This is a genomic window from Roseococcus pinisoli, assembly GCF_018413645.1.
GTDB classification, from domain to species: Bacteria; Pseudomonadota; Alphaproteobacteria; order Acetobacterales; family Acetobacteraceae; genus Roseococcus; species Roseococcus pinisoli.
On the sequence record NZ_JAHCDA010000002.1, the window covers coordinates 1,187,892 to 1,209,053 of the forward strand.

Here is a 21,162-nt window from a genome sequence, read left to right on the forward strand (position 1 = left end):
TTGCCTCACGCCCGCTACGCGCTCGCCCTCCTGCTCGGCACCACCCAGGTCGCGGCGGCGCAGACCGCCCTCGACCGCCAGGCCGATACCGCGCCGGCCGCGCGCGCCGCCTCCACCTCCGTGCCGCTGCCCGAGCTCACCGTCATCGAGACGCGCACGCCGGTTCCGCTGTCGCATGTCGGCAGCTCGGTCACGATCATCACCGGCGAGGAGCTGCGCGAGCGGCAGATCATCCAGGTCATCGACGCGCTGCGCGAGGTGCCGGGCCTGGCCGTCAGCCAGACCGGGCCGCGCGGCGGGCTCGGCCAGGTGCGCATCCGCGGCGGCGAGGGCAACCACACGCTGGTCCTGCTCGACGGCGTGAAGATGAACGAGCCGAACAACAACGAATTCGACATGAGCCAGCTCACGACGAATGAGATCGAGCGCATCGAGGTCATTCGCGGCCCGCAATCCATGGTCTACGGCGCCGAGGCCGCCGGCGGCGTGATCAGCATCACGACCCGCCGCGGCGAGGCCGGGCGCCCGCGCGTCAACGCCTCCATCGAGGGCGGCAGCTTCGGCACGACGAACCTGCGCGGCAGCGTCTCCGGTGGGGGCGAGCGCTACGACTACAACCTCTATGGCGGCCGCTTCGCCACCGCCGGCACCGTGACCGCGCCGGGCGGGCGCGAGGATGACGGCTACCGCAACTACACCGTGGGTGCCCGCGCCGGCGTGCGCGTCACCGACAACCTCCGCATCGACGGTACCTTCCGCCACACCGGCAGCCGCGGCGACACGGACGGCCAGAGCTACGTCACCGGCCTCGCCATCGACACGCTCGACAACTACCGCGCCAGCAGCACCGTGGGCCGCGGCACCGCCACGCTGAACCTTTTCGACGGGCGGCTGGAGAACATCCTCACCCTCTCGGGCGGCGCCTTCGAGCGCGAGAGCCGGCTGGCCAACCGCCTGCAGAGCCGCACCAACACCGACCGCCTGCGCACCGAGTACCAGGCGAATATCCGCCTCTTCCCCAATGCCGTAACGACGATCGGCTTCGACTGGCAGCGCGAGACCAACCGCCAGCTGCTCTTCGGGACACTGCAGCGCTTCGTGGCGCCCGACGTGCAGAACACCGGCTTCTGGGCCCAGCAGCAGATCGACCTCTTCGACCGGCTGTCGCTGACCGGCGGCGTCCGCCACGACGAGAACGACTTCTTCGGCGGCGCCACCACCTATCGCTTCACCGCCGCCTACCGGATCCCCGCCTGGGGCACGAAGTTCCGCGGCTCCTACGGCACGGGCTTCGCGCCGCCCTCCTTCGGCGAGATGTACTTCGTGCCCTCCGCCTCCTTCATCCCCAACCCGAACCTGCGCCCGGAGCGCACGCGGGGCTGGGAGCTGGGCGTGGACCAGGAATTCCTCAACCGCCGCGTCATCCTGGGCGCCACCTACTTCCACAACCGGGTCGAGGATTTCATCGCCTTCGACACCGGCAACTTCCCCTTCCGCCTCAACAATATCGGCGTGAACGAGGCGCAGGGCATGGAGCTGACGGCACGCGTGGAGCCCACCTCCTGGGCCACCATCTCGGCCAGCTACACGCTGACCGACAGCAGCATCGTCTCCTCGGTCACGCCGTCGCAGAACGGGCTGCAGCTGGTGCGCCGCCCACGCAACGCCGCCTCGCTCAACGTGACGCTGCGGCCCGTCGAACAGGCGCGGATCAACTTCGGACTGGTGTATAACGGCACCATGCAGGACAGCTTCTTCGGGACCGGCGGCGGGCGCCGCACGCTGTCGCCCTATACCCTGGCGCGGATCGCCGTCTCCTACCGGATCATGCCGCAGGTCGAGGTCGTCGGGCGGATCGAGAACGCCTTCAACCAGCGCTACCAGGAGGTCTACGGCTTCCAGCCGCCGGGCCGGGCCGCCTATGGCGGCGTGCGGGTCAGTTTTTGATCCGCGGCCTCCTCCTCGCTATGGGCCTTCTCGCGGCGGCGCCGGCACTTGCCGGGCCGCCGCAACGCATCGTGTCGATGAACCTGTGCTCGGACCAATGGGTGCTGGAATTCGCGGCACCCGAGCGGATCGCCGCCGTCACCTGGCTCGCGCGCGATCCGCGGATGTCCTTCCACGCGGTGCGCGCCGCGGCCGTGCCGGTCAATCACGGCCGGACGGAGGAGCTGCTACGGCTGCAGCCCGACCTCATCCTGGCCGGCAGCTACACCACGCGCGCGACCGTGCGCCTGCTGCGCCAGGCCGGCATCGCCGTCGAGGAGTTGGACGTGCCCTCGACGCTCGAGGAAGTCGCAGCCCAGGCGCGCCGCCTTGGTACGCTGCTGGGCGCCCCCGAGGCCGGCGAGCGCTTCGCGGCCCGGATCGAGGCCCTTCCCGCCCCCGCGCCGCATCCGCTGCGCGTCGCGGTGCTGCGCCCGGGCGGTTCGGCCGCCGGCCGCGGCACGCTGCTGGAGAGCCTGGTCGCCGCTGCCGGGCATGAGAGCCTCTCCGCCCCCGGCCGCACCCGGCTCGATCTCGAGATGCTCCTGCGCGAGCGCCCCGACGCCATCGTCACCGCGCTGGACGGCGACGCGCCGCCGGCGGAAGCCACGCTCTGGCTCCAGCACCCCGCACTCCGCCATGCGACCCTGCGCCCGCCCTCGGTGCTGCCGGGATCGCTCTGGATCTGCGCGGGGCCAGGCAATCCGGAGGCCGTCGCCCTGCTCGCCGCCCTGCCCTCGCCGTGATCACGCTAGTCCTGACCGGCGCCGCCGCCCTGCTGGCCGCGCTCTCCCTGCTCGTCGGCGTGGTCTGGACCACGCCTGCGGAGGCCTGGAATGCCCTGGCCTTCGGCGACCCGCCGCTGCTGAAGCTGCTGCTGCTGGAGCTGCGCCTGCCGCGCGTGCTGCTGGCGCTGCTGGTGGGCGCCGCGCTCGGCATCACCGGGGCGGCGCTGCAGGGGCTGACCCGCAATCCGCTGGCCGAGGCGGGATTGCTCGGCGTCTCCTCCGGCGCGGCGCTGGGGGCGGTGGCGGCGCTCTATTCGGGCCTCTCGCTGCTCGCACCGCTGGCCCTGCCGCTCGCGGCCCTGACCGGCGCGATGATCGCGGTGCTGCCCATCGCGCTGCTGGCCGCGCGGCTCGGCACGCTCGGGCTGATCCTGGCCGGCGTCGCGGTGAGCAGCCTGGCCGGGGCGCTGACCGCGCTCGCGCTCAACTTCGCGCCCAGCCCCTATGCGGCGCTGGAGATCGTCTTCTGGCTGCTGGGCTCGCTCGCGGATCGCTCCATGCAGCATGTCTGGCTGGCCGCGCCCTTCATCCTGGGCGGAGCGGCGCTGCTGCTCACGACGCGGCGCGGGCTGGACGCACTGTCCCTGGGCGAGGAGGCGGCCGCCAGCCTCGGCATCGCGCTCGTGCGCCTGCGGCTCACTGTGATGCTGGGGGCCGCGGCGGCGGTGGGCGCGGCGGTGTCGGTCTCGGGGGCCATCGGCTTCGTCGGGCTCATCGTGCCGCATCTGCTGCGCCCCTTCGTGCGCGCCCGGCCCGGCGCCCTGCTGCTGCCTTCGGCCGCGGGCGGCGCCCTCATGCTGCTGGCGGCGGACACGTTGGTGCGGGCACTTCCGCCACGAGGGCCAGAGCTGAAGCTGGGCGTGGTGACGGCGCTGCTCGGCGCGCCCTTCCTGCTCCGCCTGCTCTGGTCGCTGCGGGGCCGGCCGTGACGCCGCCCCTCCTGGAAGCGAGCGGGCTGACGGTCCGCATCGGTGGCGCCACCCTCCTGCACGACGCCAGCGCCACGCTCCACGCGGGCGAGGTGCTGGGGATCGTCGGGCCGAACGGGGCCGGCAAATCCACCCTGCTGCGAGCGATGACGGGGCTGCCGCCCGCCCCCCTTTCAGGGCAGGTCCAGCTGGCGGGAACGCCCCTCGGCCGCCTCGCGCCGGCCGTGCTGGCCCGCCGTCGCGGCTACCTGCCGCAGGGCGACGGCATCGCCTGGCCGCTGCGCCTGCACGACCTCGTCGCCCTCGGCCGCCTGCCCTGGGGCGGGGCGGATGCCAACGGCGCGGTGGCCTCGGCCCTCGCTTCGATGGGGTTGGAGGGGCTGGCGGAACGGGAGGTGACGACGCTCTCCGGCGGCGAAAGGCGGCGCGCGCTGCTGGCCCGCGTCATCGCCGGCGAGCCGGAAGCCATTCTGGCCGACGAGCCAACGGCGGGCCTCGATCCCGGCGCGGCGCTCGAGGTCATGGCCACGCTGCGGGCGCTCGCCCACCGAGACGGCGCGGGGGTCGCGCTCGTGGTGCACGACCTGAACCTGGCGCTCCGCTTCTGCGACCGGCTCGTCCTGGTGGCGGCCGGCACCATCGCCGCGGACGGCCTGCCCTGGGAGGTCCTCGCCCGGGCCGCCGAGGCCTTCCAGGTGCAGCTGCACCTGGCCACGGGGCCGGACGGGCAGCCCTTCGCCGTGCCGCTGCCGCGCGGCCCGGAGCTCAGTCCGCGCTGAGGCGCTGGTCCCGCACCAGCCGCGCCCAGTTCACCAGCTCACGGTCGATGCGGCCCGCAAGCACCTGCGGGTCCTCGTAGCGCGCGAAGGCACCGGCCTGGATCACGCGCTGCTTCACCGCTTCGTCACGCAGGACCTCCGCGCATTCCCGCGTCAGCCGCTCCACCACCGGCGCGGGCGTCCCGGCCGTGCTCATGAGCGAGAACCAGGCCTCGGCCGAGAAATTCGTAAGCCCCGCCTCCGCGACCGTCGGCACTTCCGGCATCGCCGGATGCCGCTCGGTCGAAGCCATGGCGAGCGCCTTCAGCTTGCCCTCCCTCACGAAGGGCAGCGCGGGCGGGGGCGTCGTCATGTAGAACTGGATGCGGCCAGCCAGCACGTCGTTCATCGTCTCGCCCGTGCCGCGATAGGGCACGTGGACGATGTCGATCCCCGTGCGGTTCTTCAGCAGCTCCGTGCCCAGATGCTGCATCGAGCCGCTGCCCGAGCTCGCATAGTTCAGCACGCCCGGCCGCTGCTTCGCGTAGTCGATGAACTCGGCCAGCGTGTTCGCGGGGACCGAGGGATGGACCATCATCACCTGCGGCGCCTCGACGAGGAGCGCGACGGGCGCCAGGTCCCGGCGCGGATCGTAGCCGATATTGGGTTCGATGGCGGGGCGCCCGGTGAGGTTCGCGCAATAGGCCAGAAGCAGCGTGTGGCCGTCCGGCCGGCCGCGCACCACGGGCATCACCGCGACGGTGCCGTTGCCGCCGGGCCGGTTCTCGACCACCACCGGCACCCCAAGGCGCTCGGAAAGCGGGAGCGCGATCAGCCGCGCGGTGTAGTCGGTGGTGCCGCCCGCCGGGCCGCTGACGATGAGCTGGATGGGACGCGTGGGAAAACCCTGCGCCCGGGCGACGAAAGGCGTGGCCAGAAGTCCGGCCAGAAGCGGACGACGGTCGATGTTCATTATTTTCTTTTCCTCCCTGGGATGCGAGGGGGGCGTTGCCCCCTCACCCCCGCCAGGAAACCTGGTTTCCTGGCCCTTCGTTCACTTCGTCAGGCGGCGTGCTTGCGGAAGAAGTCGAGGCTGCCGGCATGGATCAGCTCGCTCGGCAGCACGTGGTCCACGATGGCCTCGGCCATGCGACCGACCTCGATGAGCCGGTCCAGGTCCACGCCCGTCTCGATGCCCATCTCCTGGCAGAGCAGCACCAGCTCCTCCGTGCAGATGTTCCCCGCCGCGCCCTTCTGACCGGCGAAGGGGCAGCCGCCGAGGCCGCCCACTGTGCTGTCGAACTGCGCCACGCCCATCTTCAGCCCGGCATGCGCATTGGCGACCGCGAGGCCGCGCGTGTCGTGCAGGTGCAGGCCGATCTTCTGGTCCGGCCAGCGGCTGCGCACCTCGCCCACCACGCGCTCGATGCGGTGCGGCGCGGCCCAGCCCATCGTGTCCGCCAGCGAGATGCGCTTGATCTCGGCGCCGTATTCCTTCGCGATCGCGAAGCCGTCCTCCAGCGTGGCGACCACCTGCTCGGCCGAGATGTCGCCCTGGTAGTTGCAGCCGAAGGCCGCCATCACGCCGATGCGCTCGACCGCCACGCCATGCGAGAGGTGCAGCGCCGTCTGCTTGCGCATCGCCTCGAGGTTCTCGGCATGGCTGCGGTTGAGGTTCTTGCGCGTGAAGGCCTCGGAGGCGGTCAGCGAGATGCTGCCCGTGATGTGCAGCTTGTCGCGGAAGGCCAGCGCGCGCTCGAGGCCGTTCCCGTTGAACCAGAGCGCCGTGTAGTGCACGTCCGGCCGCGCCTTGAAGCCGGCGACGACCTCCGCCGCATCTGCCCAGCCGGGCACGACGCGCGGATTGACGAAGGAGCAGACCTGGATGTGGTGCAGGCCGGTCTCGGCCAGCGCCTCGATCAGCCGGATCTTCTCGGCCGTCGGGATCGGGCCCGGCTCGATCTGGAAGCCCTCGCGCGGGCCTTCCTCATGGATGTCGATCGATTTCGGGAGGTCGCTCATGCCACGTTTCCTTTCTGTGCCCTCGGATTCCGGGCAGCCCCGGCCGCCGCGCAGCCGGATGTCTCTGTTCGGGAATCAGGCCGCGGCATCGCTTTTCTCCGCGGCAGGCCCGCCGACGACGCCGCGCTCGACCAGCGCCGCGCTCTCCTCCTCGGGGATGCCGAGCTCGGCCAGGATGGCCAGCGTGTCCTCGCCGATGCGGCCGGGCTGGCGGCGCAGGCCGGTGTCGTGCGTGCCCATCTCCAGCGGCAGGCGCGGCAGGCGCGCATGGCCGCCATTGGGCAGCGCGATCTCCAGCATGCGGTCATGGGCATTGAGCTGCGGGTCGGTCGGCAGGTCGCCGGGCTTGGCCGTGGGCGCAAAGGGCAGGCCCGCGCGCTCACACATCTCCACCATCTCGGCCTCGCTGTGCCGCGCCACCGCCTCGGCCACGATGGGCAGCAGGCGCGGGCGCGCGGCCACGCGCTTCTCGTTGGTGTTGAGCGCCTCATCCGCCAGCAGGTCCGGCCGCTCGAAGAGCGTGCAGAAGCGGCGCCAGTGCTGGTCGCTGGTAATGCCGAGGAAGAAGAGCTGCCCGTCCGCCGTCGGGAAGGTGTCGTAGATGCCCCAGGCGCCGTGGCGCTCGGGCATGGGCGGCATGGCCCGGCCGGTGATGGCCTCGCCCGTCATGTGGGAGGTCATCAGGAAACAGGCGGCCTCGAAGAGCGCCGACTTCACCATCTGGCCGCGCCCGGTCCGCCCGCGCTCCTGCAGGGCGGCCAGGATGCCGACGACGCCGAGCACGCCGCCCAGGATATCGCAGACCGAGGCGCCGGCGCGCAGCGGCCGCCCCGCCGGCCCGGTCATATAGGCGAGGCCCGACATGTACTGGACCACCTCGTCCAGCGCGGGGCGGTTCTCGTAGGGCCCGGAGAGAAAGCCCTTCAGGGCGCAGTAGATGAGGCCGGGATGCTTCTCGGCCAGAGCCTCGTAGCCGAAGCCCAGCCGCTCCATCGTGCCGGGGGCGAAGTTTTCGATCACCACGTCGGTATCGGCCAGCAGGCGCTCGATCACGGCCCGCCCCTCGGGCGCCTTCAGATCGATGGCAAGGCAGCGCTTGTTGCGGTTGAAGGTAGCGAAGAAGCCGCTGGCGAAGCCCGCCAGGCGCCGCGTGCGGTCGCCCTCCACCGGCTCGATCTTGATGACCTCCGCGCCGAGGTCGGCCAGCACCAGGCCGCAGGAGGGGCCCATGATCACATGGCAGAATTCCAGCACGCGGATGCCGGCCAGCGGCAGCGGCTTCGCGCCCTCCCCGGCCATTTCCTGCGGGCCGTCGCGCGTCGCATCGTCCAAGAGCCCCGTCCTCCATCCGTCGGCCGCGGCAGCGTGGATCGGGCGGCCGGACCCATGATCTTCGCGGCGCAAGGAAATTGGCGCCAATCCTGGCGAATGTTGTAGAAGGCTCCCCAGCCCCTCACAAGCCCTTCTCCAGGACACGCATGCCGCCTTCCCCCCGCCCCAAACGCCAGCTGAGCCTGGAGATCGCCGTCATCCTGCGCGGCGGCGGCTATCGCGAGGGCGAGTGGCTGCGGCAGATCGACCTCGAGCGCCGGCTTGAGGCCAACCGCTTCGAGGTCCGCACCGCGCTGTCGGAGCTGGTGCTGCGCGGCATCGTCGAGCATGTGCCCAACCGCGGCTTCCGCGTGGCCATCACCGACCGCGTGCGGCTGGGGGACCTGCTGGCCGTCCGCGCTTTGCTGGAGGTGGAGGCGGCGCTGGCCGCCATGCCGCATCTGGACGCCGCGGCGCTGCAGAAGCTCTCCGAGCTGGCGGCGGAGTTCGAGGAGGCGGCGGTCCGGGGCTCGCATGCCGATTGGAGCCGCACCAACCTCGCCTTCCACGACACGCTCTATACCTGGACGCCCAACCGCATCCTGGCCGAGATGATCATCGAGGCACGGGACCGCGCGCGCCTCTGGCCGCCCGGCCTCTGGCCCTCCTTCGCCGCGCTGCAGGAAAGCGCGGCCGGCCACCGGCGGATCCTGGCCGCGCTGGAACGCCGCGACGCCGCGGCGCTGACGGCCGAGATCCGCTCGCATATTGTGGAATCGGCCGTGAACCTGCCCACGGAAGATCCCGCCGCCACGCCCGCCCGCCTCAGCGGAACGGGCTGAGGCGGCAGGCCGGCCTCAGGCGGCGACCAGGATCGTCCGCCCGGTCACCTTGCCGTCCCGGAGGCGGTTCAGCGCGGCATCGGCATTCTCGAACTTCTCGTGGGTGATGGGGATGCCGGGGATCTTCCCCTTCTTCGCGATCTCGATCAGCGCCCGGAGCTCCTTGAGGTTGCCCACGTAGCTGCCCTGGATGGTCAGCGCGCGGATGGCCATCAGCGGCAGGGGCAGGTTCAGCTCGCCCCCGAAGAGGCCGACCTGCACCAGCTTGCCGCCACGCCCCAGTGCATCGAAGGCACTGAGCGCGGATTGCGAGCCGTTCACCAGGTCGATGATCGCCATCACCGGCCCGCCGCAGGCTTCCACGATGCCCTTGGCCGTCTCCTTGCCCGCGAGCACGGTCTCGGTCGCGCCCTGTTCCCGCGCGGCGGCCAGCTTGGCCTCGTCGATATCCACGACGCAGATGGCCCGGTGCCCCAGCGCCTTCAGGATGGCGATGGCGTTGAGCCCCAGCCCGCCCGCGCCGACGATGACGATGAACTCGTCCGGCTCCATCGGCATCACCTTGTTGATCGCCGAATAGACCGTGACGCCCGAGCAGGCGTAGGTCGCGGCCAGGGACGGGTCGATGCCCTCGATCGGGATCAGGTGCTTCCAGTGCGAGGCCAGGACATGCGTGGCGTAGCCGCCGTTCTGGTAGACGCCGAGCGCGCGCGCCTTGGCGGTGCAGAGGTTCTCCTCGTCGCGCCGGCAGCGGGGACAGGCGCCGCAGCCGACCCAGGGATAGACGAGGCGCACCTGCCCCTTCTCCAGCCCCCTTCCCTGGGCACCCGCGCCCCATTTCACGACCCGGCCGACGATCTCATGGCCGAGCGCCAGCGGCAGCTTCATGCCGCGATCGGCCATGCTCAGCCGCCCGCGCGAACCGAGGTCGTAGCCGCCTTCCCAGATATGCAGGTCGGAGTGGCAGACGCCGGCATGCGTGACCTCCAGCAGCACCTCGTCGCCCTCGGGCTCGGGGGTCGGCAGCTCGATTTCCTGGAGCGGCTTTCCCAGCTCCGTGATGGCCCAGGCTCGCATGACGGCTCCTCCTTCCTTGATCTTCTTCCCGCATGGGACCGCCAACCCGCCCCCTGGGTCAATCGCTGGTTTGGCCAGCCGCGGCATGATCGGGGCCATGTGCGGCGCAACAAAAATTCCTTCCCGCGCCTTCAACTCGATACGCTACTCCAAGGTTATCGGGGGGCAGCTGCAGGCCGCCAGGACCCCGCCCGGGCCGTGACGCAGCTGAAAGGTCTCCTGCCCATGTCAAAGCCGCCTTCGAAGCCGATCACCCATGCTTTCGAAAGCGTCGCCCTGCTTCTGCAGGGCGGCGGCGCGCTGGGGGCCTATCAGGCCGGCGTCTACGAGGCGCTGCTGGAAGCGGGCATCGAGCCCGACTGGGTGGCCGGCATCTCCATCGGGGCGATCAATGCCGCGATCATCGCCGGCAATCCCCGCGAGGCGCGCCTGGCGAAGCTCCGGGGCTTCTGGGAGCAGATCACCACGCCCACGCTCGGCCGGATGTTCGGCTACCTCCTCAACGGGCGGGAGGTGGATGACGTCTCGCACGGCATGCTGAACCGCTTCGGCGCCTTCGAGGCGATGGTCGCGGGCGTGCCGGGCTTCTTCAAGCCGCGCCTCTCGGTCCTCGGCTTCCCGACCGACGCCATCAGCTTCTACGACACGGCCCCGCTCCGCGCGACGCTCGAGGAATACATCGACTTCGACTTCCTCAATGCGAGGCACATGCGCTTCAGCGTCGGCGCGGTGGATGTGCGCAGCGGCAACTTCACCTATTTCGACACCGACTCCTACCAGCCCCGGATCCGGCCCGAGCACGTCATGGCCAGCGGCGCGCTGCCGCCGGGCTTCCCGCCGGTCGAGATCGACGGCGAGTGCTACTGGGATGGCGGCCTGGTCTCCAACACGCCGCTGCAATGGGTCTTCGACAACGCCACCTGCCGCGACACGCTGGCCTTCCAGGTGGACCTCTGGAGCGCGCGCGGGGAGGTGCCGAAGGACATGAACGGCGTGGCCGTGCGGCAGAAGGAAATCCAGTATTCCAGCCGCACCCGCGCCATCACCGACCAGCTCCAGCGGCTGCAGCAGGTGCGCTCCGCCATCGCGACGCTGCTGAAGGACGCCCCCGAGAGCGTCCTGGCCAGGGAGGAGGCGAAGCTCCTCGCGGAATTCGCCGATCCGAAGGACTACAACGTGGTCCACCTGATCTACCGCACCGCGCCCTACGAGCTGAATTCGAAGGACTACAACTTCTCCCGCCGCAGCATGCTCGAGCATTGGCGCGCCGGGCGCGCGGATGCGCATCGCGCGCTGCGCCACCCGGAGATCTTCAAGCGACCCAAGACGCCGGAAGAGAGCTTCCGCACCTTCGACTTCAAGGCGTCGGACGACGACCATCCCAGCAAGGAGTAAGCCTGCGATGAACGAGGACGACGTGCGAAGCCGCGCCTTCGCGATGCCGCTGACCAACCCCGCCTTTCCGCCCGGCCCCTATCGCTTCGTCGATCGGGAGTACCTCATCATCACCTACCGCACGGACCCGGAGAAGCTCCGGGCCCTGGTGCCCGAGCCGCTGAAGATCGAGCAGCCGGTGGTGAAGTACGAATTCATCCGCATGCCGAACTCGACCGGCTTCGGCGACTATACCGAGACCGGCCAGGTGATCCCCGTCTCCTTCGAGGGGCAGCGCGGCGGCTACACCCACTGCATGTTCCTCAACGACGAGGGACCGATCGTGGGCGGGCGCGAGCTCTGGGGCTTTCCCAAGAAGCTCGGCAACCCCTGCCTGCGGACGGAGGTGGACACGCTGGTGGGGACGCTGGACTACGGGCCCATCCGCGTCTCGACCGCCACCATGGGCTACAAGCACAGGGCAGCGGATTCCGCGGCGGTCCTGGCCTCGCTGCAGGAGCCGGGCTTCCTGCTGAAGATCATCCCGCGCGTCGATGGCACCCCGCATATCTGCGAGCTGGTCGAATATCACCTCGAAGACATCAATCTGAAAGGATGCTGGACGGGCCCCGGCGCGTTGTCGCTCATGCCGCACGCCCTGGCGCCCGTCGCCGAGCTGCCGGTGCTCGAAGTGCTTTCCGCCACGCACCTCATCGCCGACCTCACGCTCGGGCTCGGCAAGGTCGTGCATGACTACCTCTCCCCGTAAAGGACATCCCCACATGCGCATGCAGAACAAGGTCGCCGTCGTCACCGGCGCCGCGAGCGGCATCGGCAAGGACATTGCCACCGTCTTCGTCCGCGAGGGCGGCAAGGTCGTCATCGCCGATCTCAACAAGGCGGCGGCGGACGCCACCGCGCTGGAGCTGGGCGGGCCCGACAAGGCGCTGGGCGTCGCCATGGACGTGACGAGCGAGGAGCAGGTCGAGAAGGGTATTGCCGAGGCCCTGGCGCATTTCGGCCGCATCGACACGCTGGTGAGCAATGCCGGCATCCAGATCGTGGCGCCGCTCGACCAGTTCCCCTTCGACAAGTGGAAGCTGCTGCTCTCCATCCACCTCGACGGCGCCTTCCTCACCACCCGCGCCGTGCTGAAGCACATGTACAGCCGCCCGGGCGGCGGCAGCGTGATCTACATGGGCTCGGTGCATTCCAAGGAGGCCTCCGTCCTCAAGGCGCCCTATGTCACGGCGAAGCACGGGCTGGTGGGCCTGGCCAAGGTCGTCGCCAAGGAGGGCGCGAAGCATGGGGTGCGGGCCAATGTGATCTGCCCTGGCTTCGTGCGCACGCCGCTCGTCGAGAAGCAGATCCCCGAGCAGGCCAAGGAGCTCGGCATCTCGGAGGAAGAGGTGATCAAGAACGTCATGCTCAAGGACACCGTGGACGGCGAGTTCACGACGGTCGACGACGTGGCGCAGACGGCGCTCTTCCTCGCGAGCTTCCCGACCAATGCGTTGACCGGCCAGTCGATCGTGGTCAGCCACGGCTGGTTCATGCAGTAGCCAGCGCAACCTGCCCCGTTTCGGCCCGGTCGGGACGGGGCTGCGGGGGCCAGTCATTCGGACCAATCCGGCCCGATCTTCGCGGAACGGGCGGCTCCCATGCCAAAGCGTGAATAACTATCGAAACGAAATCGGCTCAATCTGGGGGATCGAAGCTTGACCCGGAGGCGATCCGAAGGGGCGCGGCGGATGCCCCGGGGGCGACGCGCGCGGCCCCTCGCATCGCTCCCCATCGGATTGAAGAGCATGACCGACCGCGCCCCGGCCTCCGCTGCCGCCCCGACCCAGAGGGTCCTGAACTCCCCGGCGAAGGTCCTCCTCGCGAGCCTCATCGGCACGACCATCGAATTCTTCGACTTCTACGTCTATGCGACGGCCGCCGTGCTGATCTTCCCGCACCTCTTCTTCCCCAGCAGCGACCCGACGACGGCCCTGCTCGCCTCCTTCGCGACCTTCTCCATCGCCTTCTTCGCCCGGCCCCTGGGCGCGGTCGTCTTCGGCCATTTCGGCGACCGCGTCGGCCGCAAGGCCACGCTGGTCGCGGCGCTGCTCACCATGGGCATCTCGACCGTCGTGATCGGCCTGCTGCCGACCTATGATCACATCGGCGTCACCGCCTCGGTGCTGCTGGCGCTCTGCCGTTTCGGGCAGGGCCTGGGCCTCGGCGGCGAATGGGGCGGCGCGGTGCTGCTGGCCACCGAGAACGCGCCCCCGGGCAAGCGCAACTGGTACGGCATGTTCCCGCAGCTGGGCGCGCCGCTGGGGCTCTTCCTCTCCTCCTGCGTGTTCTGGCTGCTGCTGCAGTTCATGTCGCAGGAGGCGCTGCTGAGCTGGGGCTGGCGCATCCCCTTCGTCGCCTCGACCCTGCTGATCGCCATCGGCCTGTGGGTGCGGCTGTCCATCACCGAGACGCCGGAATTCCAGCGCGCGATCGACCGGCAGGAGCGCGTGGCGGTCCCCGTCGTGGAGCTGTTCCGCTCGCATAAGCGCCGGCTGTTCCTGGGCACCTTCATGGCCCTGGTGACCTTCGTGCTCTTCTACATCTGCTCGGCCTACATGCTGTCCTACAACGTGCAGGTCATGGGCATCTCCTTCGTGGACGCCCTGAAGGTGCAGATCTACGCCTCGGTGCTCTTCGGCATCTCCACCATCGCGGCCGGCAAGCTCGGCGACCGCTACGGCCGGCGCGAGCTGCTGATCGTGGGAACCCTGGCGGTGATGCTCTTCTCCTTCGCGCTGGGGCCGCTGCTCTCCGCGGGCATCGGCGGCATCTACGCCTTCGCGACGATCGGCATGCTGCTCTTCGGGCTGAATTACGGCGTGATCGGCGCGGCGCTCTCCGCCCCCTTCCCGACGCGGGTGCGCTACACCGGCTCGTCGATCACCTTCAACCTGGCCAGCATCTTCGGCGCCTCGCTCGCGCCCTATATCGCGACCTGGCTGCAGGCCCACTACGGCATCCAGTATGTCGGCTACTACCTGCTGGCGGCGGCCGCGGTGACGCTGGCCTGCATCTTCGCGACGCCGCGGCAGGAGGTCTGAGGAAGAGGGGCCCGGCCCTTCAGGCCAGGGCCCCTCAGCTTTCGTCCTCGAGCTCGGAATCCCAGTAGAGGTAGTCGCGCCAGCTCTCGTGCAGGTGGTTCGGCGGGAAGCTCCGGCCGTTCTCCTGCAGTTCCCAGCTGGTGGGCTGCCGCGGTACCTGGCGCGGCACCATCTGGCACTCGCGGGGTAGCTTGTCGGCCTTGCGGAGATTGCAGGGGCCGCAGGCGGCCACGACGTTCTCCCAGCTCGTCCGCCCGCCCCGGCTGCGCGGGATCACGTGGTCGAAGGTGAGCTCCTGCGCCGGGAGATCCTCAGCGCAGTACTGACATTCGAAGCTGTCGCGCAGGAAGACGTTGAACCGCGTGAAGGCCGGGCGCCGCGCGGTGGGGATGTATTCCCGCAGCGCGATGACCGAGGGAAGCCGGAGCGCGAAGGAGGGCGAGCGCACCTCCGTCTCGTATTCGCTCAGCACGGAGACCCGATCCAGGACCACCGCCTTGACCGCGTCCTGCCAGGACCAGACCGAGAGCGGGAAATAGGATAGGGGGCGAAAATCAGCGTTCAGCACCAGGGCGGGAAAGCCGCCCGGGCCGGAAATCTGAGGAATGATACTGCCGTCGGGCAAGCGATGCTCCTCCTGGCCGCGAAGGCGGAGGGTACAACGCCGGGAGAGGACAGGCTTCCCGGAATCGGTGCGCCGCCAACAACTGCAATGCATGCATCGCACCGTTGCCCCGGGGCCGCAAGCCGCCATCTGCGGGCCGGCCGCGCTTTCATGGACACGTCACAGGCCCTTGCGGCGATGGCGGTTTCGCGCGAGAGCGCGGGAATGGCGCCCGAAACGTCAGGACCCGGCCCGGCCCCCTTCCCCGCAGGAAGCGTCACGCGCTTCGCGCCCTCGCCGACCGGCCTGCTGCATCTCGGCCACGCGCATTCCGCCTTGTTCGCCCGGCGCGCCGGCACGCGATGCCTCCTCAGGATCGAGGATATCGACGCCACGCGCTGCCGGCCGGAATACACGGAAGCGCTGGTCGAGGATCTCGCCTGGCTCGGCCTGCGCTTCGACGGGCCGCTGCGCCTGCAGTCGGGCCACCTGCCCGACTACCGCCGCGTGCTGGACGCGCTGGAGGCGCGCGGCCTGCTCTATCCCTGCTTCTGCACGCGGGGTGATATCGCCGCCGCGATCGCCGCCCAGCACGGCCCGTCCTCCCGCCTCTATCCCGGCACCTGCCGCGGGCTGCCGCGCGCCGAGGCCGAGGCGCGGATCGCCGCCGGCGCGCCCTATGCGCTGCGCCTGGACGTCACGCGCGCGCTGGCCGAGACGGGGCCCCTCGCCTTCACGGACCTGATCCACGGCCCCCGCAGCTGCGCGCCCGAGGCGCAGGGAGACGTCGTGCTCGCGCGGAAGGATGTGCCGGTCTCCTACCATCTCTGCGTCACGCATGACGACGCGCTGCAGGGCGTGACGCTGGTGACCCGCGGCGAGGACCTGCTGGAGGCCACCGACATCCAGCGGCTCCTGCAGGCGCTGATGGGCTGGCCGGAGCCGCTCTACGCGCACCACCCCCTGATCCTGGGGCCGGACGGCCGACGCCTCGCCAAGCGCGACCATGCCCCCACCCTGCGCGCGCTGCGCGAGGCAGGGCGGACGCCGGAGGAAGTGCGGGCGATGGCCTTCCCGGGGCTGGCCCCATAGGCGGGCGCGAACTTCGCCGTTAGCCTCCCCCCGGTGACGCCGAGAACCACCGGTCTGCTCCTGATGATGCTGACGGCCATCAACTGGGGCACCACCTGGCCGCTGCTGAAGTTCCTGCTGACCGGCCTTCCGCCGCTGACCCTGCGCGCCTGGGGCTCGGGCGCGGCGGCGCTGATCCTGTTCGGCGTCGCGCTGGCGCTGCGCGTGCCGCTCGCCGTGCCCCGGGCCCAGCGCGGGCGACTCGTGCTCTATGCGCTGCTGAACGTCACCTCCTGGATGGCCTTCGGCACCCTGGCGCTCCGGTGGCTCTCCGCCTCCGAGGGCGCGATCCTCGCCTATACGATGCCGATCTGGGCCGCCGTCTTCGCCTGGCCCCTCCTCGGCGAGAAGCCGGGCCTCGCCCGCGTGGCGGGCCTGCTGCTGGGCTTCGGCAGCGTGGCTGCCCTCTTCGCGGGGCGGGGAGCGGCCATCGGCATCGAGAAGCTGCCGGGCATGGCGCTCATTCTCTCCTCGGCCGTGCTCTTCGCGCTGGGCGCCGTCCTGTCCAAGCGGCGCCCCCTCCTGCTGCCGCCCGTCGCCGCCCTGACCTGGCAAATGGCGATCGGCGCGCTTCCCATGCTGGCGCTCGCGCCATTCCTGGAGCATGCCGACGTCGCCGGCGTGACCGCGCAGGTATGGTTCTGGTTCGGCTGGATGGTGGTCTTCACGATGGCGGTTTCCTATTTCACCTGGTTCGGGGCGCTCGAGCGGCTGCCGGCCTCCACCGCGGCGCTCGGCACGCTCCTGGCGCCGGTGCTGAGCGTGGTGGGCGCGGCCGTCCTGCTGGGCGAGCCGCTGGGCGCGCTCGAAATCGGCGCGCTGGGCGGGGTTCTCGTCGCCGTCGCCCTGGCCGTCCGCCAGCCGGAGCGCCGCGCATGAGCGAGCTTCCCGTCCTCCGGCTGCTGCCGGGCCGCGACCGGCGCGTGAAGGCGGGCCATCCCTGGACTTTCTCGAACGAGATCGCCATGAGCGCCGCGCTGCGCGCCCTGCCCCCCGGCAGTCCCGTGCGGCTCGAGGGCGATGACGGCGTGAAGCACGGCGTCTGGCACTTCAACCCGCACAGCCTGATCGCCGGCCGCGTGCTGGACCGCAATCCCGAGGTCGTGCCCGGCGCCAACTGGTACCGCCGCCGCCTATCCGAGGCGCTGAAGCTGCGCGAGCGCCTGGGCGTCCCGCGCTTCTGCCGCCTCGTCCATGCCGAAGCCGACGGGCTGCCGGGCCTGATCGTGGACCGCTTCGACGACGTCATCGCCCTGCAGGCCAATACCGCCGGCATGGAGGCCGCGACGCCGCTGATCGTCGACGCGCTGCAGGAGCTGCTCTCGCCCCGCGCCATCGTCGCGCGCAACGACGCCTCGGTCCGCGCGCTGGAGGGGCTGGAGCTCCATTCCGGCCTGCTGCACGGCACCGAGGCCCGCGCCCGCGTCGAGGAAGGCGGCATCGCCTTCGAGGTGGACCTGCTTTCCGGCCAGAAGACCGGCTGGTTCTTCGACCAGCGTGAGAACCGCGCGCGCGTGGCCGGCATCGCCCAGGGCGCGACCATGCTCGACGCCTTCTGCCACACGGGCGGCTTCGGCCTGCTGGCGGCCAAGGCGGGGGCGGCGCAGGTGACGCTGCTGGACCGCTCGCAGCCCGCGCTGGACCTCGCCATGGCCTCGGCGGCGTCGAACGGTCTCGGCGACCGCGTGACGGCCCAGCGCGGCGAGGCGCTGGAGACGCTGGAGCGCATGGTCGGCGCCCGGAAGGTCTTCGACGTGGTGGTGGCCGATCCGCCGGCCTTCGCCAAGTCGCGCAAGGACATCCCGGCGGCGCTGCGCGCCTATCAGCGGCTGGCGCGGCTTTGCGCGCAGCTGGTGGCGCCGGGCGGATACCTGTTCATCGCCTCCTGCTCGCACCACGCCGCCCCGGCCGAATTCGCCGAGGCCGTGGCCCAGGGCGTGTGGCGGGCGCGGCGCGAGGCGCGGCTGCTGGCCTCCACCGGCGCGGGGCCGGACCATCCGGTGCATCCGCTCCTGCCCGAGAGCGCCTATCTGAAGGCGCAGCTCCTCCAGCTGGGATGACCCGGGCCGAGGCCTATCGCCGCACGCGCTATCGTGCGGGGGAGGTCGTGGTGCGGGTGGGCCGGCGCAGCGCCTCGGCCGAGGCCTGGATGGCCCGGCACGGCGCGCGCGAGGCCTGGTTCATCGGCGCCTGGAACCCGTTCAGCCGGCAGATGCCGCGGCGCTGGAACGACGCCGTGCATGCGCGGCTGCGGCGCAATCTGCGGGTCTTCGAGGAAGGGGACGGCGCGCTCGGCGCGTGGAGCGAGCGGATGCTGCTGACGGTGGCAGACGGCGCGACGATCCTCCGGCTGATGCGCCGCCATCGGCAGGCGGCGGTGGTTCACGTCCCGCGCGGCCGGGCGGCGCGGCTGGTCTATGGGGAAGACCGTCCATCCCGGGCCAGGTGCTGACGGACCTCGACCAGGCGGGCGCCCCTTCGGCAAGGCTCCGCGGCCTCTGAGAAGCGCCGCCGGCCCTGGCGTGATTTGCCGGACGTGCTCACGCGATCCGGAGAAGCCTGACCGCGTGACGGTCTAGAGATACCGCTCGATATCCAGCGTGCTCTCACGCCCCACCTTGTCGAAGCTTTCCCGCAGGAACCGGTCGGCGGCCTCGCGCCCGTAGTCGCGCAGCGTGGTGAGGAAATCCCAGTCGCCGTTGAACTTGGTGCTGAGCTTGAAGGCCCGCATCCGCTCCTCGTCCTCGATGCTGTGGAGGAAGATGCGGCGGTAGCGCGGCTGCTCCAGCCGGCCCGAATCCAGCATGCGCTGCACGAAGTCGATCGCGCGCATCTCGCTCATCAGCGAGGCGTTGAAGCTGATCTCGTTCAGCCGGTTCATGATGTCGCTGGTCGAGGTGGGCAGCTCGGGCCGCAGCAGCGGGTTCAGTTGCACCAGCACGATGTCGGCCGCCATGCGCTCATGATAGAGCGGCCAGAGCGCGGGATTGCCCAGATAACCGCCATCCCAATAGGCCTCGCCATCGATCTCCACCGCCTTGAACACGTTCGGCAGACAGGCCGAGGCCAGCAGCGCGTCCACCGTGATCTCCTCGCGCCGGAAGACCTTGGGCTTGCCGGTGCGGACGTTGGTGGCCGAGATGAAGAGGCGGATGGCGGTCTTGTCCTCCCGCAGCCGCTCGAGGTCGAGGCTCTCGTTCAGCGCCTTGCGGAGTGGGTTGAACTCCATCGAGAAGGGGTTGAGCTGATAGGGGCTCAGCACCCGCGTCATCGTGTCGAAGGCGTTGTAGGCAACGCTATAGGTCAGGTCCCAGCCCCAGAGCGCCTTTTCCATCGGATGGGCGCGCAGCGGCGAGACGGCGAATTTCGTGCCCAGCGCGCGCCAGAAGCGGTCCAGCGCGGCCTTGGCGCCCTCGCGCCCGTTCTCGAGCAGGCCCAGCGCCAGGATGGCGCCGTTGATGGCTCCGGCGGAGGTGCCGGAAAGCCCGTCGAACTCGACGCGGTCATCCTCCAGCAGGCGGTCCAGCGCGCCCCAGGTGAAGGCGCCGTGCGTCCCTCCCCCCTGCAGCGCCAGGTTAACGCGCCGCCGGACGGGCTGGGCGACGACGGGGGCCGGCAGCTCGGCCGGCTGCATGATGTCCATCAGGCGGCGAGCCAGCCGCCGTCGATGGACAGCGCCGAGCCGTTCACGCCGCCCGAGCCAGGGCCCACCAGGTAGAGCGCCATGCGCGCCACCTCCTCGACCTCGATCCAGCGCTTGGAGGGCTGCTTCTCCAGCAGGCGGTCCTTCAGCGCGACCTCCTCGCTCACGCCGAACTTCTCCGCGAGCGGCTTCACCTGCGCCTCGGCGAGCGGCGTGCGCACGAAACCCGGGCAGATGGCGTTGCAGGTGACCGGCGACTGCGCGATCTCGAGCGCGACGGACTTGGTCAGCCCCACCACGCCATGCTTGGCCGCGACATAGGCCGTCTTGTAGGGGCTCGCGACCAGGCCGTGGGCGCTGGCGACGTTGATGATGCGTCCGTGGCCCCGCGCCAGCATGCCCGGCAGGGCGGCGGCGATCGCGTGGAAGTTGCTGCTGAGGTTGATGGCGATGATCGCGTCCCACTTCTCGGCGGGAAAATCCTGCACGGGCGAGACGAACTGGATGCCGGCGTTGTTCACCAGGATGTCGAGCTTGCCGAAGGCCTTCTCGGCCTCGGCGACCATGCCGCGCACCTGGTCGGGCTTGGACATGTCGGCGGCGCTGTAGGGCGCCTCGGCCACGCCCATGAGGGCGCCGATCTCGCGGCGGGCGGTGGCGATCTCGTCAGGCTTGCCGAAGCCGTTGAGCATGACCTGCGCGCCGGCCTCGGCGTAGATCCTGGCGATGCCTAGGCCGATGCCCGACGTCGAACCGGTGACCAACGCCGACTGCCCGGCGAGAACCTTCTCCATTCGTGCCACCATTCCGCATTTTGTTGCGCTGCCATAGCCGACAATCGGCCGCCGCTCAATCAAGCCGAAAGCGGGCGCGGCCTTGAAGCCCGCCATTTTCATGCAATTAACGTTGACCGGTCCGCGGCTTCCTGGGTTCGATCCGGCATGGTCCAGGATCCCTTCTCACCCGTTCTGTCGCGCCTCCAGGCCGGCCTGGTCGCCGAAAGCGCGCATCTCGGGCGGATTCCCGTCATCGTCGCGGCCCTGAACCTCGACATCCTGAAGACCTTCTGGCGCTACAGGACGCAGCCCGACGTCACCTTCACGTCCTATGGCGGGAGCGGACAGGCCTATGTGCAGAGTGGCCCCGCCGGCGCGGTGCTGTGGATGGATCCGGCCGCCAGCGGCTATCGCGACCTCTTCGGCCGCTTCCTGACTGAGCATTGGGGCACGGCCACGACGCTCACCAACTCCGGCTACGACGTCGACCACATGTACAACCGGGCCAGGGCCCGGCGGTACGGCTACGGCCTGGTCCGGATGTTCCTGGTCCGGGGCGAGATCAACCGGGATCACGGCCGGGCCTGGGAGCGCCAGATCGGCACGGCCGAGAAGGACCGCTTCGTGAAGATCATGAAGCTGCTGGACGGGATGAGCGAGCTGAAGGTGCTCGGCCTGCCGCCGGTGAAGAACGGCCTCCTCCTGCCCGAGCATCACGCGGCGGCACGGCAGGCCGCCGCCCAATATGGCATCCCGGTCGACGCCGCCCTGCAGACCTTGCGGGCCTTGTGCGAACGCGTCTCCGCGGGGGATTGAG

General features: G+C 70.4%; 21 protein-coding genes. 14 read left to right on the top strand and 7 right to left on the bottom strand.

All coding sequences use genetic code 11. From position 1 onward, the window contains the following. The 4 genes from KHU32_RS14160 (at nucleotide 1) to KHU32_RS14175 (ending at nucleotide 4,482) form a co-directional block, all read left to right on the top strand. Complete coding sequence (locus KHU32_RS14160; protein WP_213670728.1) at nucleotides 1-1,947, top strand: TonB-dependent receptor plug domain-containing protein; 1,947 nt, start codon at nucleotides 1-3, stop codon at nucleotides 1,945-1,947. Nucleotides 1,948-2,024: 77 nt separating this feature from the next. Next, the gene (locus KHU32_RS14165) at nucleotides 2,025-2,732 is read left to right on the top strand and encodes an ABC transporter substrate-binding protein (RefSeq protein ID WP_249681216.1); all 708 of its coding nucleotides are present in this window, start codon (nucleotides 2,025-2,027) and stop codon (nucleotides 2,730-2,732) included. Further along, a complete protein-coding gene (locus KHU32_RS14170; RefSeq protein ID WP_213670730.1) occupies nucleotides 2,729-3,703 on the top strand; it encodes a FecCD family ABC transporter permease in 975 nt (324 codons plus the stop codon). The genes KHU32_RS14165 and KHU32_RS14170 overlap by 4 nt, the downstream gene beginning before the upstream one ends. After that, nucleotides 3,700-4,482 (top strand): ABC transporter ATP-binding protein, encoded by a 783-nt coding sequence (locus KHU32_RS14175; RefSeq protein WP_213670731.1) that lies wholly within the window; start codon nucleotides 3,700-3,702, stop codon nucleotides 4,480-4,482. Before KHU32_RS14170 ends, KHU32_RS14175 begins: the two co-directional genes overlap by 4 nt. Here the strand turns inward: KHU32_RS14175 and KHU32_RS14180 are convergent. The 3 genes from KHU32_RS14180 to KHU32_RS14190 form a co-directional block, all read right to left on the bottom strand. Further along, nucleotides 4,469-5,434, bottom strand: a complete 966-nt coding sequence (locus KHU32_RS14180) for a Bug family tripartite tricarboxylate transporter substrate binding protein (protein ID WP_213670732.1) — start codon at nucleotides 5,432-5,434, stop codon at nucleotides 4,469-4,471. The two genes, KHU32_RS14175 and KHU32_RS14180, sit on opposite strands and share 14 nt — an antisense overlap. A gap of 89 nt (nucleotides 5,435-5,523) precedes the next feature. Next, nucleotides 5,524-6,483, bottom strand: a complete 960-nt coding sequence (locus KHU32_RS14185; RefSeq protein ID WP_213670733.1) for a hydroxymethylglutaryl-CoA lyase — start codon at nucleotides 6,481-6,483, stop codon at nucleotides 5,524-5,526. Between the two features lie 75 nt (nucleotides 6,484-6,558). Next, on the bottom strand, nucleotides 6,559-7,815 hold the full coding sequence (locus KHU32_RS14190) for a CaiB/BaiF CoA transferase family protein (protein ID WP_249681039.1): 1,257 nt from the start codon (nucleotides 7,813-7,815) through the stop codon (nucleotides 6,559-6,561). Nucleotides 7,816-7,961: 146 nt separating this feature from the next. Here KHU32_RS14190 and KHU32_RS14195 point away from each other — a divergent pair, with 146 nt between their 5' ends. After that, entirely contained in the window at nucleotides 7,962-8,636 is a 675-nt protein-coding gene (locus KHU32_RS14195; RefSeq protein ID WP_213670734.1) for a GntR family transcriptional regulator, read from the top strand. A 15-nt stretch (nucleotides 8,637-8,651) separates the two neighbouring features. Here the strand turns inward: KHU32_RS14195 and KHU32_RS14200 are convergent, their stop codons facing one another. Next, nucleotides 8,652-9,713 (bottom strand): alcohol dehydrogenase, encoded by a 1,062-nt coding sequence (locus KHU32_RS14200; RefSeq protein WP_213670735.1) that lies wholly within the window; start codon nucleotides 9,711-9,713, stop codon nucleotides 8,652-8,654. Between the two features lie 225 nt (nucleotides 9,714-9,938). Here KHU32_RS14200 and KHU32_RS14205 point away from each other — a divergent pair, with 225 nt between their 5' ends. The 4 genes from KHU32_RS14205 to KHU32_RS14220 all read left to right on the top strand — a co-directional run bounded on the left by KHU32_RS14205 (nucleotide 9,939) and on the right by KHU32_RS14220 (nucleotide 14,191). Beyond that, nucleotides 9,939-11,108, top strand: coding sequence for a DUF3734 domain-containing protein (locus tag KHU32_RS14205; RefSeq protein ID WP_213670736.1), 1,170 nt, complete (start codon nucleotides 9,939-9,941; stop codon nucleotides 11,106-11,108). Nucleotides 11,109-11,115: 7 nt separating this feature from the next. Further along, nucleotides 11,116-11,856 carry an acetoacetate decarboxylase gene (locus KHU32_RS14210; RefSeq protein WP_213670737.1) on the top strand — a complete coding sequence of 247 codons (741 nt, stop codon included), beginning with the start codon at nucleotides 11,116-11,118 and terminating at the stop codon, nucleotides 11,854-11,856. A gap of 13 nt (nucleotides 11,857-11,869) precedes the next feature. Next, nucleotides 11,870-12,649 (top strand): 3-hydroxybutyrate dehydrogenase, encoded by a 780-nt coding sequence (locus KHU32_RS14215; protein WP_213670738.1) that lies wholly within the window; start codon nucleotides 11,870-11,872, stop codon nucleotides 12,647-12,649. A gap of 246 nt (nucleotides 12,650-12,895) precedes the next feature. Further along, nucleotides 12,896-14,191, top strand: coding sequence for an MFS transporter (locus KHU32_RS14220; protein ID WP_213670739.1), 1,296 nt, complete (start codon nucleotides 12,896-12,898; stop codon nucleotides 14,189-14,191). Nucleotides 14,192-14,225: 34 nt separating this feature from the next. Here the strand turns inward: KHU32_RS14220 and KHU32_RS14225 are convergent, their stop codons facing one another. Then, nucleotides 14,226-14,816 (bottom strand): HNH endonuclease, encoded by a 591-nt coding sequence (locus KHU32_RS14225; protein WP_249681041.1) that lies wholly within the window; start codon nucleotides 14,814-14,816, stop codon nucleotides 14,226-14,228. 204 nt (nucleotides 14,817-15,020) lie between these two features. Between KHU32_RS14225 and gluQRS the strand changes: the two genes are divergently transcribed. The 4 genes from gluQRS to KHU32_RS14245 are packed head-to-tail and all read left to right on the top strand — an operon-like array spanning nucleotide 15,021 to nucleotide 18,378. Further along, nucleotides 15,021-15,887 carry a tRNA glutamyl-Q(34) synthetase GluQRS gene (gluQRS, locus tag KHU32_RS14230; protein WP_213670920.1) on the top strand — a complete coding sequence of 289 codons (867 nt, stop codon included), beginning with the start codon at nucleotides 15,021-15,023 and terminating at the stop codon, nucleotides 15,885-15,887. 33 nt (nucleotides 15,888-15,920) lie between these two features. Continuing rightward, the gene (locus KHU32_RS14235) at nucleotides 15,921-16,805 is read left to right on the top strand and encodes a DMT family transporter (protein WP_213670741.1); all 885 of its coding nucleotides are present in this window, start codon (nucleotides 15,921-15,923) and stop codon (nucleotides 16,803-16,805) included. Next, entirely contained in the window at nucleotides 16,802-17,986 is a 1,185-nt protein-coding gene (locus KHU32_RS14240; protein ID WP_213670742.1) for a class I SAM-dependent rRNA methyltransferase, read from the top strand. Before KHU32_RS14235 ends, KHU32_RS14240 begins: the two co-directional genes overlap by 4 nt. Continuing rightward, a complete protein-coding gene (locus tag KHU32_RS14245; protein WP_213670743.1) occupies nucleotides 17,983-18,378 on the top strand; it encodes a DUF3293 domain-containing protein in 396 nt (131 codons plus the stop codon). The genes KHU32_RS14240 and KHU32_RS14245 overlap by 4 nt, the downstream gene beginning before the upstream one ends. Before the next feature lie 123 nt (nucleotides 18,379-18,501). On the opposite strand, the gene KHU32_RS14250 is transcribed toward KHU32_RS14245, so the two are convergent. Together KHU32_RS14250 and KHU32_RS14255 are read right to left on the bottom strand one after the other, a co-directional pair. Further along, a complete protein-coding gene (locus KHU32_RS14250; protein ID WP_249681043.1) occupies nucleotides 18,502-19,569 on the bottom strand; it encodes a patatin-like phospholipase family protein in 1,068 nt (355 codons plus the stop codon). After that, complete coding sequence (locus KHU32_RS14255; protein ID WP_213670744.1) at nucleotides 19,569-20,363, bottom strand: 3-hydroxybutyrate dehydrogenase; 795 nt, start codon at nucleotides 20,361-20,363, stop codon at nucleotides 19,569-19,571. The genes KHU32_RS14250 and KHU32_RS14255 overlap by 1 nt, the downstream gene beginning before the upstream one ends. A 147-nt stretch (nucleotides 20,364-20,510) precedes the next feature. Between KHU32_RS14255 and KHU32_RS14260 the strand changes: the two genes are divergently transcribed. Then, complete coding sequence (locus KHU32_RS14260; protein ID WP_213670745.1) at nucleotides 20,511-21,161, top strand: hypothetical protein; 651 nt, start codon at nucleotides 20,511-20,513, stop codon at nucleotides 21,159-21,161. Nucleotide 21,162 lies beyond the last annotated feature (1 nt).

Bases quoted from the DNA above. Each gene is read 5' to 3' on its own strand.
- KHU32_RS14215 (WP_213670738.1), top strand. From the start codon at position 11,870: ATGCGCATGCAGAACAAGGTCGCCGTCGTCACCGGCGCCGCGAGCGGC.
- KHU32_RS14220 (WP_213670739.1), top strand. From the start codon at position 12,896: ATGACCGACCGCGCCCCGGCCTCCGCTGCCGCCCCGACCCAGAGGGTC.
- KHU32_RS14195 (WP_213670734.1), top strand. From the start codon at position 7,962: ATGCCGCCTTCCCCCCGCCCCAAACGCCAGCTGAGCCTGGAGATCGCC.
- KHU32_RS14165 (WP_249681216.1), top strand. From the start codon at position 2,025: ATGAACCTGTGCTCGGACCAATGGGTGCTGGAATTCGCGGCACCCGAG.
- KHU32_RS14250 (WP_249681043.1), bottom strand. From the start codon at position 19,569: ATGGACATCATGCAGCCGGCCGAGCTGCCGGCCCCCGTCGTCGCCCAG.
- KHU32_RS14185 (WP_213670733.1), bottom strand. From the start codon at position 6,483: ATGAGCGACCTCCCGAAATCGATCGACATCCATGAGGAAGGCCCGCGC.
- KHU32_RS14200 (WP_213670735.1), bottom strand. From the start codon at position 9,713: ATGCGAGCCTGGGCCATCACGGAGCTGGGAAAGCCGCTCCAGGAAATC.
- KHU32_RS14255 (WP_213670744.1), bottom strand. From the start codon at position 20,363: ATGGAGAAGGTTCTCGCCGGGCAGTCGGCGTTGGTCACCGGTTCGACG.
- KHU32_RS14240 (WP_213670742.1), top strand. From the start codon at position 16,802: ATGAGCGAGCTTCCCGTCCTCCGGCTGCTGCCGGGCCGCGACCGGCGC.
- gluQRS (WP_213670920.1), top strand. From the start codon at position 15,021: ATGGCGCCCGAAACGTCAGGACCCGGCCCGGCCCCCTTCCCCGCAGGA.
- KHU32_RS14210 (WP_213670737.1), top strand. From the start codon at position 11,116: ATGAACGAGGACGACGTGCGAAGCCGCGCCTTCGCGATGCCGCTGACC.
- KHU32_RS14260 (WP_213670745.1), top strand. From the start codon at position 20,511: ATGGTCCAGGATCCCTTCTCACCCGTTCTGTCGCGCCTCCAGGCCGGC.
- KHU32_RS14180 (WP_213670732.1), bottom strand. From the start codon at position 5,434: ATGAACATCGACCGTCGTCCGCTTCTGGCCGGACTTCTGGCCACGCCT.
- KHU32_RS14205 (WP_213670736.1), top strand. From the start codon at position 9,939: ATGTCAAAGCCGCCTTCGAAGCCGATCACCCATGCTTTCGAAAGCGTC.
- KHU32_RS14245 (WP_213670743.1), top strand. From the start codon at position 17,983: ATGACCCGGGCCGAGGCCTATCGCCGCACGCGCTATCGTGCGGGGGAG.